Raw genomic sequence first — 20,999 nt, forward strand, 5'->3', positions numbered from 1 at the left:
TTTTTGTTTGCTTTTTTTGCTGTGATTTCGAATGTCTTTTTACATTTTCTTCATATTATCGCCACTGCATATCCTAAGAATCAGGCCTTTTTCATTTTATAATTTAAATGAACTCTTCAAAGAAACAATCATATTAAAGACTGGTTTTTCCGCTGTAGAGTGCTTTGGATCTACATTGAAATAGCCATGACGGAAAAATTGGAATTTGTCCTGCGGCTTGACGTCCTTCATATTTGGCTCGATAAAGCCTTGAATAATTTGCAATGAATTCTTGTTTACATGGTCAAGGAAAGTTGTTTCTTCTCCCGACTCTGCTGCTTCGTTTAATTCATCGTCTAAAATTAATGGCTCATACAAACGGAATTCAGCAGGAATCGCTTGAGTGGCCTCAACCCAATGGAGGGTTCCTTTTACCTTTCGGCCGGTAAAGCCTGTTCCGCTCTTTGTTTCAGGATCATACGTACAACGTAGTTCAATCACATTTCCATTTTCATCCTTAATCACTTCTTCACATTTAATGAAGTAGGCGTGCTTTAAACGCACTTCGTTGCCAGGGAAGAGACGGAAATATTTTTTAGGCGGGTTCTCCATGAAGTCATCCTGTTCAATATAGATTTCACGGGAGAATGGGATTTGTCTGATTCCCATTTCTGGATTTTCCGGATTGATTTCCGCGTCAAGCATTTCAACCTGTCCCTCTGGATAGTTGGTAATGACAACTTTTAATGGACGTAAGATGCCCATTGTACGAGGTGCCTTCAGCTTAAGGTCTTCTCTAACAAAATGTTCCAGCATGGCTGAATCAGCCGTTCCGGCATTTTTAGAAACTCCGGTTTCTTTTACAAATTCACGAATCGCCTCAGGTGTGTAGCCTTTTCTTCGGAGCCCTGAGATTGTCGGCATACGCGGGTCGTCCCAGCCATCCACATACCCTTCGTCGACCAGTTGTTTCAGCTTACGTTTACTCATAACGGTGTTCGTAATATTCAAGCGTCCAAATTCGATTTGCTGCGGCTTGCTTTCCATTTCACATTCGGCTACAACCCAATTATAAAGCGGACGATGGTCCTCAAATTCAGTTGTACAAATAGAATGGGTTACACCTTCAATGGCATCCTCAAGCGGATGGGCAAAATCGTACATCGGATAGATGCACCATTTATCACCTGTGTTATGGTGTGTTGCATGGGCAACGCGATAAAGGACAGGATCACGCAAATTTAAATTTGGCGATGACATATCGATTTTAGCTCTTAGTACCTTCGTACCATTTTCAAATTCGCCATTCTTCATCCGTTCGAACAGATCCAGATTTTCTTCGATTGAACGATCACGATATGGGCTCACTTTTCCCGGTTCGGTTAAGGTACCTCGGTATTCACGGATTTGCTCCGCTGTTAAATCATCAACATAGGCCTTGCCTTTTTTGATTAATAATACAGCACGCTCATACATTTCATCAAAATAGTTTGAAGCGTATAAAAGTCCGTCCCATTCAAATCCAAGCCATGCTACATCTTCTTTGATGGAATCAACATATTCCTGGTCTTCCTTCGCTGGATTTGTGTCATCGAAGCGCAAATTGGTCTTGCCGTTAAATTCATCTGCCAGCCCAAAATTAATAACAATTGATTTAGCATGACCAATATGTAGATAGCCATTTGGCTCAGGAGGAAAACGAGTAATGATTTCTTTATGTTTTCCTGACTCAATATCTTCCTTTATAATACTCTTAATAAAATTAGACGAATTATTTTCCAACCTAAATCAGCCTTTCCTAGGTTTATATTTACACTATTATAGCAAATAAAAAAGCAACCCTTAAATGAAATTGCGATATATTTCTTATTATAACCATATTTTTTCGACAACAACCTTTATCGCAGTAGCGCGTTGGGGGACAGTCCCCCAACGCTTTAAAGCGCCGGGGGACTGTCCCCCGGCACGGTACTGTGTTAAAATGATACAAAAATTTAAGTATAATGACATTATGTTTGCTCGTATATGTTTGGTAGAATACAAGGATAGGGTAATTATGCGTTTATGTGTTAGACAGAGTAATATTTACATATAGATAATGAGTGAATTTTACTTGGGGGGCGAGAAGTTGTGACAACAGAAAAACATTTAATTGAAAAAAAGTATTATGAAACATTTCTGAATGGTGATCCGAAGGTGGCTCCAATCCAAGTTCTCGGAGAAGCATATATGGAAGAGCAGAAAAAGGATATTCCTGATTTATCAGCGATTCGGTTTGCTCAAGGGGAAGTGTATTTTCATTATAAGGATTTTGAAGCGGCGATTTTTAAATGGGAAAATATCCAAAATGAATGGGAACCATGGGCGAAGAAAAACATGGCGGATGCCTATTTTGAACTTGGATTATTACCGACTGCAGAAGAAATTTATAAATCAATTGCAACAGAGGATATGACATTGCAGACAGAAATAGCCTTGCATTTATTTTCATTATATATAAGGCAGAAGAATTCTGAGTCCGCCAGCCAGGTAATCAAGGAAACGGTATCGCAAAATCCTGATTATGAAAATGTTACGGCACTGGCACGTTCCTTTTTTGAAGAGCACCAAGACTGGTCAAGCGCTATTGAGCTTGCATGGGATGAAGCGATAAGGCTTGAGTCAGTTGAATGGTATGATGCCATGATTGGGTATGCCGGCAAAGGAGTAACGCAAATAAAGGAACCTGTATTCTTTGAAGAGGGTCTGTTTATTTTAGCAAGGGTGGATAGCGAGCGCTTTGAAAAGCTTTCCTCAGCCCTTTGGAATAACTTTAAGAAAAGTGAAGCCCATCTTTCCTGGGTGATGGTCATGGACCGGGTCATCACAAGAATTGCTTCGGAAAATGTCGGTTCTTGGAATACTCTTTCAGGCTTATATGAGGAGTCTTATTTGAGCTTAATCAATGGGACACATTTGATCAGTGAAGTTGGAGCAGCGATTCCAAGTCTATTAACGAACTGGATGAAAATATGCGTTTCAAGTCATGCATTAGCTGCAGCAGCTGCGGTTATTTCCTGGAATGAAATGTTTCCAAGAACATTAGATTCTTCAACCGTCTATGAGGCCGAAAATAGATTATTAGAATTGGAAAAACAAACGAACGGTTATGATGAAGCGGTAAGACTGTCAAATGAGGTCCTACATTGGGCGAATAAGCATGATTTACATGTCACCAAATCATTGACATGGATTATGAATGCTATAAAGAATCAGGATTCTTATAAGCTTTTAGTGGTTGGAACGGATGAAAGTGGAAAATCCACTTGTATCAATTCAATGGTTGGAAATCCTATCCTTCCTGAAGACAACAAAGCGTTAGTTCTGCTAGATTATGATGAGCAGCCGGGGATTAGGGAGATTGCAGATTCAGAAATTATTGAGGTTGAACGAATTGAGGAACAGCCTTCGTTCCGTTATCAGCGTTCCTATCATGCGAAGCTGGATAGTTCATTCTTACAGAAGCATCGCATCTCGTTTATGGATACGCCAAGCATCAATGATAGCAATGAAGTACTGTCCTGTTTGCATGCAGCAGACGGTGTATTGTTTGTATTGAATGCAAATAATCCTTTCACGGAGAAAGAACAGCAGGTACTTCAGCAAATTAAAGAGAAGATGCCGAATATGGATATTCATTTTCTCCTGAATAAAATGGATGCAGTCTATGATGACCAGGACCAGACAATCGTTGAAACGAAGACAAAAGTAAAGAGTAACATGCCAAATGCCGGCGTATTTGCGTTTTCTCCGCATTATGAAGAGAACAGCCAAGGAAGTGATTTTGGGAAATTCTTTGCTGCTCATTATAAACAGAAGAATCTCATAGCCGGACGGACAACGAACCTGCTTTATTTTATTAGAAGATTGATCGTGTATTTATTAAATAAACGGATTGAAAAAGAAAACTCTCTTGTCGACTCGATTAAATGGAATGAGGAAATGGTTTCCAAATTAAATGGAGCGATCCATCAAATTGGGGATAAAGAAGTGGAAAAGGTGCGGAGTATTTCAAGAGGCTATCAATCGATAAAGAGTAAAATGAAAGCCGAATTGCTCGAAAAGATTCCACAGATTCTTAGAGGCTGCTCTGAGTATATTCAAGAAAACAGCGATTTTGGAAAGCTGCATCTTGAATTAAATGATGAGATGAATCATCAGGTAGAAAGTTATTTAACTGAAACGGCCCTGCCTGAATACTACCAGCTTATTCAAAACTGGATTCAGGAAAGTACAGCTGAATTTAATGAAGTACAATTTACAATCAATGAGATGTGTGACAGCTTTAATGCCTTGTATGATGAAGATAAACTGCAGCTTGACTGTGACTTCAAGGTCCTTGATGACTGGCGCCGTGATGCAGACCGGTTAACGACAGCAATTCATTGGGAAAAGATGAATATATTGCTGCGCTTTACGCCATCCCAATTTTTATTAAAGAGTGCAGGGAAATTGCTTGGAAATATTACGCAAAATAAAACGATGATTTATAACAAATATAAACAATATGTGGAAACAGAAGATTATCATGAGGCAGCTGCACTTATTGTAAATAGATTTCTGCAGCCTTTCGAATTATTTGAAAAGTCGATTGAACGTGATATCAGGATTTTCTTTAGAAACCCATTGGCTATCTTGAATCAAACGGTTGAGGAATCGCGTAGGGAGATTAGTTCCAATAAGGATGCTTTAAGTAAAATGAGGGAAAATCCTGAATGGTATCAGGACCCGCTTACATTCTTTGAATTAAAGCTTCGTCAGAACGAGTGGCTGGATCAAAAGGAAAGTAAAATACCTGTTTAAGGGAAAGGGAGGGTTTAAGCTTTCGGGATCTAATGAGGCCGGACAGCTTAAACCCTCCTCTAAATTAAATGAATACAGCATGTATTAGCATCCCAGAGTAAGGACGATTCGCGACCAGTTAAAAGGAGTGTTGTAGATGGGAACAGTTATGCTGAACAAAGTAAAAGATACGAGAAGAATGCTGCGGCAACATATGATTGAGACGGTCTTGAATGAGTTTGATGAACAGTGCATGAAGCTTACTCGTGAACAACGCAAAGAGAAATATAAAAAAATGATGGAAAATCCGTTTCGTTTTTTCCGCGGAAGTGCCTATTTATTTTACTATGACATGTCCAATGTTCCGTTTTCGTTTCATACACCGGAGGACAAGCCGGCATGGATTCAAGGCGATTTACATATGGAGAATTTTGGCGCCTTTCAGAATGAGCATGGAGACATTATTTACGATGTAAATGATTTTGATGAGGGGTACATTGGCTCCTATTTATACGATGTTTTGCGAATGTCGACTAGTATTGCTTTATTCTGTGAAGCACAATCCTTAAATGAAGAGGAACAGAAAGAAAGAATCGTACATTACCTAGAGGCCTACTATAAGCAATTAAAACGGTTTATAAAGAAAAAAGATGACCCAATCACATTAACCTTTACAAAAGAGAATACAAATGGACCTGTGAATAAAGTGTTAAAAAAACTGCTCAAAAGACAAACGAATCATTTATTAAGGGATATCACTTTTATAAATGAAGAAAACAAGCGCGTCTTTGCTTGGTCCGATGAGATTAAGCCTGTCAGTGAAGAAGAACGTAAAACACTTATGTCTTTATGGGAGGCGTATATTCATTCAATAGACTCTGAAGATAAACGGGAACGTTCCCATTATTCGATTAAGGATATTGCCCGAAAGTCTGGCTCAGGCACCGCCTCCATCGGGCTTGAGCGATACTATATTCTAGTCGAGGGCGGGAAAGAGGCACTTGGACAGGATGATTTAGTATTAGAGGTAAAAGAAGTCCGCACGCCGATTCCTGCTTATTTCCTGCCGTACCAAGAATTATTCTGGCAAAAATATCAGCACCAGGGGCACCGTGTCATTACTACCCAAAAAGCGATGCATCATTTGGAGGACCCTTACTTAGGTTATTTAACGATAGATGATCGTCATTTCTATGTTCGGGAACGGTCGCCGTATAAAAAGAAAGTAAAAGCAAAAGTCATGCAAACGACTGCGGATATTGATTCAACGTTAGACATAATGGGAAGAATTACGGCAAAAATTCATGCCCGCGCAGATGTAGACTTTCTCGATGACCTTTTTGCGCACCATAGTGAGGAAGCGATTTTATCAGCGATAGGAGATCAATTTGAAACATTTTGTTCTCAGATTGTCTTTTCTTCCATCACATATAAGGAACAGGTGAAAAGAGATTACGAGTTATTCTGTGAATGGGTAAATAAAGAATTTAATCAAGCTGCAGAACCAATCATTCAATCATAACAGAGGAAATGATTGGAAATGCATCAACATTTGGAAAAAGAGTCTCAAAACATGAGATTCTTTTTGCGTTACACGAATAAACATTAAATAATGAACTTTGATGATCAATCAGGACGATGACTGTCATAAGGGGGATTTCCATGGATATTGGCTATATAAATGGCAGGTATATTGGATTGAATGAATTGGCCGTTCCGATTGAAGAAAGAGGACATCAATTTGGGGATGGTATTTATGAGGTGATTCGTGTATACAATGGAAAGACTTTCATGTTAAATGAGCACTTGGAAAGGCTAATAAAAAGCGGCAATGCGATTAAACTACAAATAGAACATAGCATTGATGATTTTCGTAAATTAATTCATGATGCAATTGCTAAGTCCGGAGAAAAAGACTGCTGTGTCTATTTACAAATAACTCGCGGGATTTCAGCAAGGAATCATTTGTTTCCGAATGTACCTGTGTCCATTTCGCTGACTGTAAAACAAATCGTTCCCTTGCAAAAATCCATCCGTGTAAACGGAGCAGCAGCCATTTTACATGAGGATGAACGATGGTCCAATTGTTATATAAAATCATTAAATTTATTACCAAATGTTCTGGCAAGACAAACAGCCTATGAACAGGGGTGCTTTGAAGCCATTTTGGTTAGAAACGGCATGATAACAGAAGGAACAAGCTCAAACGTTTTTATGGTGAAACAAGGAAAGCTCTATACCGCCCCACTATCAAGACATATTCTCGCAGGCATCACAAGGATGGCTGTAAAGAAAATATGCAAGCAGGTGAGTGTTGATTTCATCAAGCAATCTTTTTCAAAAGAAGAGCTCCTCCAAGCAGATGAAGTTTTTATTACCAATACGACTTCAGAAATTGTCCCCATTGTTACTGTAGAAGGGCAGACAATTGGAGCCGGACGTCCGGGAGAGGTTACAACGAAGTTATACCATAAACTGCAGCAGTTTGTAGCAGACTGTAAGGAGTAATTATGAATATTATTGATCTGCATTGCGATGCCCTAATGAAGCTTAGAGATGCAAAAGGAACGTTATCTTTTGCCGATGGAGCTGATTTAAATACAAATAAGGAAAAATTAAAGAAGGGAAATGTCAAAGTACAGTGTTTTGCTATTTTTATCGAGCCTGACATTCCTTCAGATCAGCAGTTTCAGGCTGCACTTGAACAGATTGACTATTTTTACCGTGAAGTGCTGGCGAAGAATCCGGAAATGAAACAGATTACGAAATGGTCTGATTTTGACCATTTAGAGGATGGAGAAATCGGGGCCATGCTGACATTGGAAGGAGTGGAATCCATTGGCAATGACATGGCGAAGCTTCATATTCTGTATCAGCTTGGTGTCCGTTCAATCGGTTTAACTTGGAATCATGCAAATCTTGCAGCTGATGGTGCTCTAGAGCCGCGCGCAGGCGGACTGACTGCATTTGGAAAAGAGATTGTCAGGTGGAATAATGAGCATCGCGTATTAACGGATGTCTCCCACCTAAGTGAAAGGTCCTTTTGGGATGTAATCAAGCTGGCCCAATTTCCAATTGCGAGTCATTCCAATTCCCGCAAGCTCTGTAATCATCCCCGCAATTTGACAGATGAACAGGCGCGAGCGATGTTTAAAAGCGGAGGCATGATCCATGTTGTTTATTATCCGGAATTTATTAAAGAAGACGGAGCGCCGGCAACGATTGATGAGCTGATTGCTCATATTGATCATTTTTGCTCATTAGGAGGTAAAAAACAGATAGGTTTAGGATCTGATTTTGATGGAATATCGACATTCGTTCAGAATTTAGAAGATGCATCAAAACATCCAAATTTAATTAATAAGCTTCTGCTTTATTTTAAAGAAGAGGAAGTCAAAGGGTTTGCCTATCAAAACTTTCTTAATAACCGGCCGCAGGATTTGTAATAATATGCAGAATATTAACATGGTTTTTATAAGCTATTTTCTTTAAATTAGGAAAAAAATGTCGAATGTCTTTAAAGGAAAAACAAATGTCTTTATAGAGAGGAAAAAACTATTGCAATTTTTTAAAAAAGGGGGGATAATAAGGAAATAATTTGACTGAAAATTAGGATATAGGAGATGACGAAATGAAAGTAGTAAAATTTGGTGGAAGCTCTTTAGCATCAGGGACTCAGGTTGAAAAAGTATTTAATATCGTTTTGTCTGATCCTGAAAGAAAAATTGTTGTCGTATCAGCACCTGGAAAAAGGTATAGTGATGATATTAAAGTGACAGATCAATTAATCTCATTAGGTGAAGCATGTTTAGCAGGGAATGCGGTTGAAGAAGAATTAAAGGCTGTTTTAAATAGATATTCTCTAATCGCAGAGGAATTAAAAGTCCCTTTGGCAGTTATTGATGATATCGAGCAAAATTTACGCTCGATTATGAATCAAGATAAAAGTAAGCCTGAGTTGTTTATAGAAGCGATGAAAGCAAGCGGAGAAGACAATAATGCAAAACTTGTAGCAGCGTATTTTCAATCAAAAGGTGTAGAAGCACATTATGTCAGCCCGAAGGAAGCTGGACTTTACGTAACAAACGAACCGGGTAATGCCCAAGTACTTCCGGAATCCTATGATAATTTGTATCGTTTACGTGAGCGGACAGGAATCTTGATTGTGCCGGGATTCTTTGGCTACAGCAAAGAGGGCGATGTGTTAACATTCTCGCGCAGCGGCTCTGATATTACAGGTTCAATCTTAGCAAATGGTGTGAAAGCAGATCTGTATGAAAACTTTACAGACGTAGATGCCGTTTACACTGTTAATCCTACAATTGTACAAAATCCAAAGGAAATTCGTGAACTAACTTATCGTGAAATGCGTGAACTTTCTTACGCAGGATTCTCAGTATTCCATGATGAAGCATTGATTCCTGCATTCCGCGCAGGTATTCCAGTGCAGGTGAAAAATACAAATAATCCTTCTGCACCTGGGACAAAAATTGTGAATAAACGTTCAAATACCAATGGTCCTGTGATTGGAATTGCAAGTGATGATGGTTTTTGTTCAATTTATATTGGAAAGTATTTAATGAACAGAGAAATTGGTTTCGGCCGCAAACTTCTCCAGATTCTTGAGGAATTCCATTTAAGCTATGAACATGTTCCGTCTGGAATTGATGATATAACAGTCATTCTTCGAGAGGATCAAATGGATGAAGCGACAGAAAAAGAAGTTATTAAGCGAATCCAGATCGAGCTTCATGCAGATGAAGTGGAGATTGAACATCATCTTGCATTAATTATGGTTGTTGGAGAAGGAATGCGTCATAATGTCGGCACAACTTCCAGAGCTTCTAAAGCACTTGCCGATGCAGGAATCAACATCGATATGATTAATCAGGGTTCATCAGAAGTAAGCATGATGTTCGGTGTAAAGGCTCATGACGAGAAAAGAGCCGTTCAAGCTCTATACAACGAATTTTTTGCATCAGTATTAGCATAACTATTGAACTTCGAAATTGAAATTGATATAATTTATAAAAAATTATTAATATTATATATCTCTTATCCAGAGTGGCGGAGGGACAGACCCTGAGAAGCCCGGCAACCTTCAAGGTTACTTGAAAAGGTGCTAATTTCTGCAGATTTATTTTTCTGAAAGATAAGAGGAGGATCATATAGATAAAGGCCTCTTCTTATGTTAGAAGAGGCTATTTTCATTTTCGTAAATTTAGTAGATAAGAAGCTTACACTGATAACACAATGATTATTAAGTTCATAATGTTTAGAAGTTTTGTATAAAGAGTGAGAGACGCAGAAGGGAAGGATGCATGATGTCTTCAATTAACATTGCATTATTAGGATTTGGAACTGTGGGGAAAGGCGTATTTGAAACGATTGAAACACACCAGGAGCGAATTCAATATTATTTAGGAAAACCAGTTAAGATAGTTGCGGTGCTGGTGAAAAATATTACAAAACATCACCTTTCTGATTCAGAGGTTTTATTAACTGATAACTTTGAAGATGTAATGCAAATCCCTAACTTAGATATAGTAATTGACGCTATATGCGGGAAGGAACCAGGTTTTACATATATAAAACGTTCGATAGAAAAGGGTTGTCATGTTGTAACGGCTAATAAAGAAATGTTTGCTTTTCATGGACAGGAGCTGCTGTCACTTGCAGCTAAACAACATGTTTCAGTTGGTTTTGAAGCAACAGTTGCTGGTGGGATTCCGATTATTCAAACACTAAGGTCATTGCTGAAGGTGAACCGTATTACCAAAGTAGAGGGAATCATTAATGGCACGTCAAATTATATTCTTACTAATATGAGAGAGCAAGACCTGCCGTTTGAGCAGGTTCTCGCAGATGCACAAAATAAGGGATATGCAGAAGCAAATCCGACCAATGATATTGAAGGGTTTGACGCGCTTTATAAAGCACTTGTCCTAAGTCAGGTTGTGTTTGGGGAACATCCTGAAGAAGAAAATATCATTAGAAAGGGAATAAGCCAGATTACACAGGAACAAATCGAAAACGCAGCTAATCTTGGCTTGAAATTTAAGCATGTTGTGAAGCTGGAAAAGCAAGAAAACCACATTCAATGCAAAGTACAGCCGGTCTTGCTTTCCAATGCACATCCATTCTACAGCATCGAAGGTGTCCAAAATGCGGTTTCCATTAATGCTGATATTGTAGGGAATATTACATTGACAGGACCTGGTGCGGGAAAGCTGCCGACGGCAAGTGCTGTTATTGAAGATCTTCTTCATTTATTTGAAAAACACGATTCAGTCCGCCTGCATGATGAGCGACAACTAGAGGATCAAGGTGAAGAAGTGGGGCAAAGGCTTATATTCAATCAACGATTGGATCATCTCTGTATAGTGGATTCTCTTGAAGAAGTTGAACAGCTTCAGGAAGGAGTATTCTATATAAAGGGTAGAGAGGCAGATTTAACTCGATTTGAACAAGAAAATGATGGAGTGGCTATTTATCCGATTGAAGGCAATTTTCAGCTCCTCAATAAACAGCAGTACGCTAATATTGGTTAATATTTTATTTTTAAATAAAAAGGCCGATGAGATGTATAAAACATCCCACCGGCCTTTAGTATTGTAAATATTTTCACAAATAACTGTTAGTCGTTGTATTACACGCCTTTGTAAGCTTTGCGATAGATTTCAGCAAGCTCAGATACAAGCGGAAGCTTAGGGTTAGCTGTTGTACATTGGTCTTCAAAAGCACGATCTGATAATAGATCTAACTTGATTTCAAATTCCTTCTTATCAATTCCTTGTGATTCGATGCTCATAGGAACATTCATGCTCTTAGCAAGGTTAATTATTGCTTGTACTAAGCTTTCAACGCCTTCTTCAGTTGTACGGGCAGGAAGACCGAGAATTCTTGCGATTTCAGCATAGCGCTCGTCAGCAACAAAGTGCTCATATTTAGGGAATGCAGCTAATTTTGTTGGTTTTGTTGCATTGTAACGAATAACATGCGGCATAAGAATAGCATTAGCACGTCCGTGTGGAACATGGAATTCGGCTCCAAGCTTATGTGCTAAACTGTGGTTAATGCCAAGGAATGCGTTTGTGAATGCCATACCTGCGATAGCAGAAGCATTATGCATTTTTTCACGTGCTTCTTCGTCACTTGGATTTGCATATGCTTTTGGCAGATATTCAAATACTAACTGAATCGCTTTTATAGCAAGACCATCAGTGTAATCATTGGACATAACAGACACATATGCTTCAATTGCATGGGTTAAAACGTCCATACCTGTATCTGCTGTTACACCTTTTGGTAGTGTCATAACAAACTGTGGATCAATAATCGCTACATCTGGTGTTAATTCATAGTCTGCTAATGGATATTTCATGTTGTTTGTTTTATCTGTAATAACAGCAAATGATGTCATTTCTGAACCAGTACCGGAAGTTGTTGGAATCGCAACCATCTTAGCTTTCTTGCCAAGAGATGGATACTTTACAATCCGTTTTCTGATATCTAAGAACTTTTGCTTTAAGCCAAAGAAGTCAACATCTGGGTGTTCATAGAACAGCCACATACCTTTAGCAGCGTCCATTGCAGATCCTCCGCCCAATGCAATGATTACATCCGGCTCGAAGTTTCTCATCATTTCTGTACCCTTCATAACTGTATCAAGAGAAGGATCCGGCTCAACATCAGAGAAGATTCGATAGTGAACATGATTTGGATGCTGTTCTAAATAATGAATGACTTTATCTACATATCCAAACTTAACCATGGATGGGTCTGTTACGATGGCAACCTTTTGTATACCCTCCATAACGGCCAAGTACTGGATTGAGTTTTTATAGAAATAGATTTTTGGAGGAACCTTAAACCATTGCATATTCTTATTTCTCCTTGCCATGCGCTTGATGTTAATTAAATGTGTAGTCGTTACGTTAGCAGAAATAGAGTTGCCTCCAAAAGATCCGCATCCAAGTGTTAATGATGGAACTAATGCGTTATAAAGGTCACCGATTGCCCCTTGAGAAGATGGCTGGTTTACAACAAGACGACCGGCTTTCATTCTTCTGCCAAATTCATCGATCACTTCTTGATTTGTAGAATGAATAACTGCAGTATGGCCAAGTCCGCCAAATGCAAGCATTTCTTCAGCTCGTTTGATTCCTTCTTCAGTAGAATTCACTTTATAGCATGCTAATACCGGGCTTAATTTTTCACGAGAAAGCGGATGATCAGCACCAATACCTGTTAATTCTGCAATCAGGATTTTCGTGCCTTCTGGAACTTTTACACCTGCCATTTTCGCAATGTCAACGGCAGATTGTCCAACAATAAATGGATTTACTGCACAAGTGTTTTCATTAATTACTAATTTCTCAATCTTTGCTTTATCCTCGGCATTTAGGAAGTGGCAGTTAAGAGAAATGAACTCTTGTTTAACAGTGTCATAGATTTCTTTATCAACAATAATGGCTTGTTCAGACGCACAGATCATTCCATTATCAAATGTCTTGGAAAGAACGACGTCATTGACAGCGCGTTTTACTTTTGCTGTCTTCTCAATATAAGCAGGAACGTTTCCAGGTCCTACGCCAAGTGCCGGCTTTCCAGAGCTGTAAGCAGATTTAACCATTCCGCTTCCGCCTGTTGCAAGAATTAAAGAAACACCAGGATGATGCATTAGCTGTGTAGTTGCTCCTAATGATGGGTTTTCAATCCATTGAATACAGTTTTCTGGTGCACCAGCTTTAACAGCCGCATCTCTTAAAATCCTTGCAGCTTCACTAGAGCATTTTTGGGCAGATGGGTGGAACGCAAAAATAATTGGGTTACGGGCCTTGATTGAGATTAATGATTTAAACATGGTTGTAGAAGTTGGGTTTGTAACTGGTGTCATTGCGCAAATAACGCCAACTGGCTCAGCGATTTCAACAACGCCGACAAGTTCATCCTCATTGATCACTCCTACAGTTTTGTAATGCTTGATTGTATTCCATATGTACTCTGTACCAAAAATATTTTTAATAATTTTATCTTCATAAACACCACGTTTTGTTTCTTCAACTGCTAGCTTAGCTAATGGCATGTGCTGGTCAATACCTGCAAGTGCCATTTCATGAACGATGTTGTCAATCTGTTCTTGGTTGAAATTCTTAAACTGTTTTAAAGCTTCTTGGGCGTTTGATACTAGAGTGTCAATCATTTTAGTTACAGCCATTTCTTTGGTTAACTCTTTTTCTTTAATAGTCATGTCAAAACCCCCCGATTAATAGATGCTTTTATGAAGATTGGTAATGTTTGGTACAGTTTTCATTATAAATGAAAGGGCTTACATTGTGGTTGTCGAATTAATGGATTAATTAGTTGAAATGTAACTTATGTCACTGGATCAATAATTAATAGGAAATTGATGAACCTCTCATGACTAAAGACATGAGTTTCAGGGTTTATGCTAACGCACATTGACCACTTGTGGCGTGGAACACACAGCCGCTATCCCATTGGTGAAAGCCTTTGGGATTACTTTTCGTAGAATATTTGCTGCTCCGTTGACATCCGCATTTATGAGGAGCAGATTTTTTGTTCGATACATCCCTCTACTTATTCGTTTTCCGCTGAAGAGGTGTTTCGTAGTATTCCCCGATTGATAGGTTGGAATATCATCCTTATCTAGAAAACTAGCCTTTGATGTATAACTTTCCTCTGTTAAGATCACTGCCAAACCCTCAGAGTTTACTTTGTACGTAATAAGTTCGATTAACAGAGAATGAGGAATTTGAATAAAGTTTTGATTATTTTTCTTTCCAAGATGGACTTCTTGTTTCCAATGCTCATTTTTACCAATCACAATGGTATCAATTTTGTTTTCTTTTGCTATTTTAACGATATTAAAACTTACCTTATGCAAGAAATCTTTTACTTTTCTATATCTATACTTATCTAATTCTATCAATCTTTTTGACTGGAAGGACCCCTCATGATTCTTTTTACCGTTACGGAGTATAGCGTAATAGTGACTCCGCTTCTTGTTATACCACTGATTAATAGATTTTATGATTCCTCCCTTAAATAAAATCGGAGTCATACCCGTATTAGATATCACTGTGGCGATATTATCAAGACCTAAATCAATCCCCATACATCGTTCTTTTTTGGCTAATACTTCTGCTATTTCTCCTTTAAAAATGACCAATTCTACTGTAAAAGAATCATATTTCGGTATGATTCTTACCTGTTGCAAACGGCCATTCAAATGGGCAAGTTTTCCGATGTTCAACTGGAATTTTGTTTTAGGAAACTTTAAATACTTCCCCTCTTTTATTTTACAAATTTGGTTAGAAAGTATGGTTTCTTTCCGACCACCCTTTGGTAAATAACCGGGAATAGAGGGTCTCCCACTATACTTTTCCGGATGAATTTTATAATTTTTTAGGCTTACAAAAAAACTTTTCCAGTTTTGAACAACATTTTGGAGGACTTGCTGGTTTATTTGACCTAGCAAAGAATAATAATCTTTTTGTTTCATCGTTTTAAACAAACAATCAAGAAAGTTATAGCCAAGAAATGAATTCTCTTTTGTCGGTAAACCAAATAGATTTTGCTTTATTTCTTTTCGTTTTTCTTTAGGTTTAAGTGCCTCTTTTTGTAATTTTTTAAGGTAAGCATTTGATTGGATGTCATTCATTTATTGAAGGTTGTTTCGGATCGTATCCATTACTTCTTTTTGTAAGGGTTGCAACTCCTTAACTTGGTTCAAAGCAGTATAGACTTGTCGAATATAGAAGTTAGTTATGTTATAGAGGTTATTGCTATTTAAACAGATTTCATCGAAATATCGATATAATTTATGTCCTTTTTTAATATCTATTTGATAGGTTCGATACTCTTTTTTCACTTCATTTTCAAAGCCCATACGTTCACCCCCTATAAGAATATTTTACCACACAGAACATATGTTTGTAAAATGATATCCATTCAACGTTTTAAAAAAGGAAAAAGCCAATTCATCCCACGACTGAAGTTACGGGTTTTCTTGGCTTTTTTACATAAAAAAAGAGACTGATTGAATTACATCTTCAATCAGTCTCCTACATTCAAATAAGTTCAGCTCGCTTTAACAGATGGTTTTACAGCTTTCATTTGTCTACGGACAGCAGATAATAGGATAAATCCGCAAATAAGCAGTAATACACTTGTGGTTATAAAAACAGACGAAAAACCATAATAGCCTGAAATAATCCCGCCTATGGATGGGCCGATAATATTACCTAAAAATTGAAGACTTGTATTATAACCAAGTACCTCTCCTTGCATGGCGATCGGTGCTTCCCGGCGAATGTAGGCAACTCTTAAAGGAATGAGTCCGCCCATCGCTGCTCCAAGTACAAAACGGATAAGCAGGAGCTGCCAATATTCTGTTATAAAGGCACCCGGCATATAAACAAGACCTGTAACAAATAAGAGGATCACCAGCAGTTTAATATGTCCAAAGCGGTCGCCGATGCTGCCCCATTTTCGTGCCATCATTAAATTTCCCAGCCCTGTTAAGGAAAAGGCCAGTCCTGAGAAAAAGGCTAAATTAGACACACCGTGTAATTCAGACACAAATAAGGATAGAATCGGTTGAATGCTGAAATTAGCGACCTGAATGAGCGTGGATAAAAGCAGGACGGTGATCATAACAGGATTATGAATAATATGGCTTAAAACCTCTTTACTTGAGTAACTTTTCTTTTCGTCAGCTTTTGCTTTTAGTTTAAATTCCTTTGTTGTTAAGACAAGAATGACAGAAATAATGATGCTGAAGGAAGTTGCTTGAAATGTAGTGGCAAAGCCGACTGAATCCGCGAGCATTCCTCCGAGCAGCGGGCCCATCAAACTTCCGGTTATATTACCAGTTTGTAAGGTCCCGAGAACCTTTCCTGCCGTTTCCTTAGGTGTTTGCGTCGAAATATATGCCTGTGACATCGGAATAAACCCGGTAAAGATACCAGTAAAAAATCTAAGAATAAATAACTGCCAAACGGAAGAAACGAATCCCATTAAAAAAAGAGAGGATGCCAGTCCAAGACCTGAGAAAATAAGGATTTTCTTTCTACCGTAATGATCTCCAATTTTTCCCCATAATGGTGCAAAAATAAATGCCGTTACAAACGTAACAGCAAAGGTCCATCCTGCCCAATGCTGTACATATGTTGAAGAGTAATCCCCAAAGGTTTCAATTAATAATGAAATAAAGGGGAGTACCATCGTCATACTGGCACCGACAAAAAAGTTTGCAAACCACATAATCCTTAGATTACGACGAGCTTGCTTTCGTTCTAGCATTTTATAAACACTTCTTTCCTCGAATTATTTCGTGAATCTAAATATATATTCTCTATCATAGTTCATTTACTAAAAAAAATGAAGGAATTAACATTCTAGTAGGATAAAATATTTCAATAATATTCAGAAAACGTGTATGATCGAACTAAATATCATCCAAATAGCTTTAAAATTGTAAAATGGAAAGGTAATTAATTACAGGAGGCTAAGTATGGCAAGTGTTTTTTCTTTTTTAAAGACTTATCGAATTCCAGCGGTTTTTGCTTTATTTTTAATGCTGATTGAGCTGGCAGTAGAGCTTTTACAGCCATATCTAATGGCGGAAGTAATAGATGAAGGAATTTTGAAGGGGGAACTTTCCACCATCTTAGTTTGGGGAGGCATCATGACAGGTATTTCACTTCTGTCTTTTATAGCGGGAGTGACAAATTCTTTCTATGCCGCACATGTCAGCCAAAGCTTTGGCTATGATATCAGAAGAAAATTATATGAAAAAATACAGCGATTTTCCTTTTCAAATTTGAATCAATATCCGACAGCTTCTCTTATCACCCGCTTAACAAACGATGTTACACAGCTTCAAAATACTATTTTTATGGGGTTGCGGATCATGTTGAGGGCGCCGTTACTCATTATTGGTGCAATGATCATGGCGTTTGTTGTTAATGCAAAGTTGGCTCTTATTCTCATCCTAACAATTCCATTAGTATTTCTTTTTCTTGTGTTTGCCTTAAAGAAGGGAAGAAAACAGTTTGGCGTGGTTCAGAAAAAGCTTGATGAAGTAAATCGTGTGATGCGTGAAAATTTAACGGCGATGAGATTGATTAAGGCATTTTTACGTCATTCACATGAAGCGAATCGTTTTAACCAAAAAAGTTCGCAGCTAATGGAGAAAACATCTGATGCATTAAGATTCATGGAAGTGATTATGCCAGTACTGTTGTTTGTTATGAACATAAGTATTCTTGGGTTGATATGGTTTGGACGTGCTGAAATTAATCAGGGCGGTGTCAAGATAGGGGAAGTTGTCGCTATCATCAATTACGCACTTAGAATTACCACATCCTTATCGGTATTATCCTTTATCATATCTGCTTTTTCACGTTTTAGGGCATCTGCTGACAGAGTTTCGGAGGTTCTAAGAGAGCGGGTTGACCAACAGGGTAGTGAAAACTGGGAAATAGAGCATGATTTTCTAAATGGAAAAGTGGAGTTTCGTCATGTTTCTTTTCGATACCCTGAAACAAATGTATCAGTCATTGAGGATTTATCCTTTTTGATTGAGCCCAAGCAAACGGTTGCTGTCCTAGGGGCGACAGGATCGGGAAAAACATCATTATTTCAACTGATTCCCCGGCTATATGATGCAGATGAAGGAGAGGTTTTGATTGATGATCGAAATGTGACTAAGTATAATATGCGGCAGCTTCGCATGCAAATCGGCTATGTTCCACAGGAATCATTGTTATTTACAGGATCTGTAAAAGAAAATATTCTGTGGGGAAAAAACGATGCAAGCATGGAAGAAGTGATTGCTGCTGCAAAAAATGCCCAAATACATGAAACGATTTGTAAACTTCCTGATTTATATGAGACAAGGATTGGGCAAAGAGGAGTGAATCTCTCCGGTGGTCAGAAGCAGCGCCTTTCCATTGCAAGAGCCTTGATCAGAAGGCCGAAAATCTTATTGCTTGATGACAGTACAAGCGCGTTAGACCTGCAAACGGAAAGGAAGCTGTTGGAAGCAGTTAAGTCATATGATTGTACGACATTGATCGTGACGCAAAAAATCAGCACAGCGCTTAATGCCGATTTCGTTTTACTTCTTGATGATGGAAAACTGCTTGCAAAGGGTAATCATGAGACACTATTAGCATCATCTTCACTTTATCAGCGAATCTATCAATCACAATTGGAGGAAGGGAGGCTGAAGGATAAGGATGTTCAAGGAGCTCAGTAAACCCTTTCAATATAAAAAGATCCAGTTGAACGAAGACGTCAGTACGAAAGCAAAACAAAAGGTTTCTATCAATGATTGGAAAGGGACATTAGTGAAGTTATGGAATTATTTGATGGTTCATAAAAGGATATTAATGTTCGTCATTTTTATGGTCATACTAAGCTCGATTCTTGGGCTGCTTGGCCCTTTCCTTTTAGGCAGAGCCATTGACGATTACATTGTCTCAAAAAATATGACAGGACTAATTCTCGTTTTAGCCTCATTGCTCTTCATTTACGCACTTCACTCTATTTCACTGTGGCTGCAGAATTATTGGATGATTGGGATTGCGCAAAAAACGGTATGGACGATGAGGACGGAGCTTTTTCAACACCTTCATCAGCTTCCGATTTCCTTTTTCGATAAAAAGAAGCATGGAGAATTAATGAGCAGGGTCACAAATGATATTGAAAATGTTAGTTCCACATTAAACAGTTCATTTATCCAAATCCTCTCGAGTATCCTGACCTTAACAGGCACCATTCTCGTTATGCTTTTCTTAAGTCCCTTGTTAACAATGGTTACCTTGATTATTGTCCCGTTAATGTTCATGGGAATGAGGTGGATCACCAATCGAACAGGAAAGCTTTTTAGAGAGCAGCAGCGAAACCTTGGGGATTTGAATGGATTTATTGAGGAAACCATTTCCGGACAAAAGATTGTGAAAGCATTTTCGCAGGAACAGAAAGTTCTTGAGGATTTTGATGATAAAAGTGAAAGATTAAAGGCAGCGGGATTTTGGTCACAATCCTATTCAGGGTTCATTCCGAAGCTAATGAATGTCTTGAATAATCTGAGCTTTGCCATTGTGGCAGCGTTCGGGGGAGTATTAGCGCTAAAAGGAGCAGTTACCATTGGCACGATTGTGATTTTTACAGAATATGCAAGACAATTTACAAGACCGCTGAATGATTTAGCTAATCAGTTTAATACCTTATTATCTGCTGTTGCCGGGGCTGAGCGTGTGTTTGAGATTCTTGATTTGGACGAAGAGACCATTGATGAAGCAGCGGCCGTTACACTTTCCAATGTGTGCGGTGAAATTGAATTCCGAAATGTATCCTTTTCTTATGAAGAGGATAGTCAAACGATCAGGGATGTTAGTTTTTCCGCTTCACAAGGGGAAATGATTGCCCTTGTCGGCCCAACCGGAGCGGGAAAATCAACCATTATTAATCTGATCTCCAGATTTTACGATGCAGAGAGCGGCAGCATCTGGATTGATGGTCAGGAAATAAAAAAGGTGACAAGAGAAAGCTTAAGAAAAGCAATGGCGTTTGTCCTTCAGGATTCCTACCTTTTCGAAGGGACCATTCGTGAAAATATTCGTTTTGGCCGGTTAGATGCATCTGATGAAGCGGTAATAGAAGCAGCCAAAACGGCCAATGCCCATTCCTTTATCATGAAGCTGCCTAACCAGTATGACACAATCCTAAAGCAGGATGGAGGAGGAATTAGTCAGGGGCAAAAACAGCTTTTGTCCATTGCTAGAGCCGTATTAGCCGATCCGGTTATTTTGATTTTGGATGAAGCGACAAGCAGTATTGATACAATAACAGAGTTGCAAATCCAAGAAGCGCTTGGCCGTCTGATGAAAGGAAGGACGAGTTTTGTTGTTGCCCATCGACTGAATACAATCAGAAGGGCAGATCAAATTCTTGTATTGTCAGAAGGAAGAATTATAGAAAGAGGTAAACATGAAGAGTTGTTAGCTAGAAAGGGTTTTTATTATGAACTAAGTGGTCAACAATAGAAATACTTAGAAGGGGTGCACCGCTGTGGTTCCCCCTTTTTGTCTTTTGACTGACTGGTCATTTTGTACTATACTAATCTAGAAGACATTTCATAAGGGATGGCGACAATGGTAAAA

The 20,999-nt window shown here is 38.5% G+C and carries 11 protein-coding genes, 1 pseudogene and 1 riboswitch; of the genes and pseudogenes, 8 read left to right on the forward strand and 4 right to left on the reverse strand.

Annotation, left to right across the window (positions count from 1 at the left end):
• Positions 1-96: 96 nt before the first annotated feature.
• On the reverse strand, positions 97-1,761 hold the full coding sequence (locus R4Z09_RS04370; RefSeq protein WP_338451146.1) for a glutamine--tRNA ligase/YqeY domain fusion protein: 1,665 nt from the start codon (positions 1,759-1,761) through the stop codon (positions 97-99).
• A gap of 348 nt (positions 1,762-2,109) precedes the next feature.
• On the opposite strand from R4Z09_RS04370, the gene R4Z09_RS04375 reads away from it, so the two are divergent.
• From R4Z09_RS04375 to R4Z09_RS04400, 6 genes are all read left to right on the forward strand, one after another.
• On the forward strand, positions 2,110-4,821 hold the full coding sequence (locus tag R4Z09_RS04375; protein WP_338451147.1) for a dynamin family protein: 2,712 nt from the start codon (positions 2,110-2,112) through the stop codon (positions 4,819-4,821).
• 136 nt (positions 4,822-4,957) lie between these two features.
• Positions 4,958-6,322, forward strand: coding sequence for a DUF2252 domain-containing protein (locus tag R4Z09_RS04380; RefSeq protein ID WP_338451148.1), 1,365 nt, complete (start codon positions 4,958-4,960; stop codon positions 6,320-6,322).
• Positions 6,323-6,462: 140 nt separating this feature from the next.
• Positions 6,463-7,308, forward strand: coding sequence for a D-amino-acid transaminase (gene dat / locus R4Z09_RS04385; protein WP_338451149.1), 846 nt, complete (start codon positions 6,463-6,465; stop codon positions 7,306-7,308).
• Positions 7,309-7,310: 2 nt separating this feature from the next.
• Complete coding sequence (locus tag R4Z09_RS04390) at positions 7,311-8,246, forward strand: dipeptidase (protein WP_338451150.1); 936 nt, start codon at positions 7,311-7,313, stop codon at positions 8,244-8,246.
• Positions 8,247-8,431: 185 nt separating this feature from the next.
• The gene (locus R4Z09_RS04395; protein ID WP_338451151.1) at positions 8,432-9,793 is read left to right on the forward strand and encodes an aspartate kinase; all 1,362 of its coding nucleotides are present in this window, start codon (positions 8,432-8,434) and stop codon (positions 9,791-9,793) included.
• 59 nt (positions 9,794-9,852) lie between these two features.
• Positions 9,853-9,959: riboswitch (SAM riboswitch) on the forward strand.
• A gap of 162 nt (positions 9,960-10,121) precedes the next feature.
• Positions 10,122-11,351, forward strand: coding sequence for a homoserine dehydrogenase (locus tag R4Z09_RS04400; protein WP_338451152.1), 1,230 nt, complete (start codon positions 10,122-10,124; stop codon positions 11,349-11,351).
• A 98-nt stretch (positions 11,352-11,449) separates the two neighbouring features.
• On the opposite strand, the gene adhE is transcribed toward R4Z09_RS04400, so the two are convergent.
• From adhE to R4Z09_RS04420, 3 genes and pseudogenes are all read right to left on the reverse strand, one after another.
• Positions 11,450-14,053 carry a bifunctional acetaldehyde-CoA/alcohol dehydrogenase gene (gene adhE / locus R4Z09_RS04405; RefSeq protein ID WP_338451153.1) on the reverse strand — a complete coding sequence of 868 codons (2,604 nt, stop codon included), beginning with the start codon at positions 14,051-14,053 and terminating at the stop codon, positions 11,450-11,452.
• 201 nt (positions 14,054-14,254) lie between these two features.
• Positions 14,255-15,715 (reverse strand): annotated as a pseudogene (locus tag R4Z09_RS04410) (RNA-guided endonuclease InsQ/TnpB family protein).
• Between the two features lie 191 nt (positions 15,716-15,906).
• Entirely contained in the window at positions 15,907-17,130 is a 1,224-nt protein-coding gene (locus R4Z09_RS04420; RefSeq protein WP_338451156.1) for an MFS transporter, read from the reverse strand.
• 211 nt (positions 17,131-17,341) lie between these two features.
• Here R4Z09_RS04420 and R4Z09_RS04425 point away from each other — a divergent pair, with 211 nt between their 5' ends.
• Together R4Z09_RS04425 and R4Z09_RS04430 are read left to right on the forward strand one after the other, a co-directional pair.
• The gene (locus R4Z09_RS04425) at positions 17,342-19,090 is read left to right on the forward strand and encodes an ABC transporter ATP-binding protein (protein WP_338451157.1); all 1,749 of its coding nucleotides are present in this window, start codon (positions 17,342-17,344) and stop codon (positions 19,088-19,090) included.
• Positions 19,071-20,882: an ABC transporter ATP-binding protein gene (locus R4Z09_RS04430; RefSeq protein WP_338451158.1), complete on the forward strand. Its 1,812-nt coding sequence runs from the start codon at positions 19,071-19,073 to the stop codon at positions 20,880-20,882. Before R4Z09_RS04425 ends, R4Z09_RS04430 begins: the two co-directional genes overlap by 20 nt.
• Positions 20,883-20,999: the final 117 nt, after the last annotated feature.

This window comes from Niallia oryzisoli (assembly GCF_036670025.1).
Classification (GTDB): Bacteria; Bacillota; Bacilli; order Bacillales; family Cytobacillaceae; genus Bacillus_BD; species Bacillus_BD oryzisoli.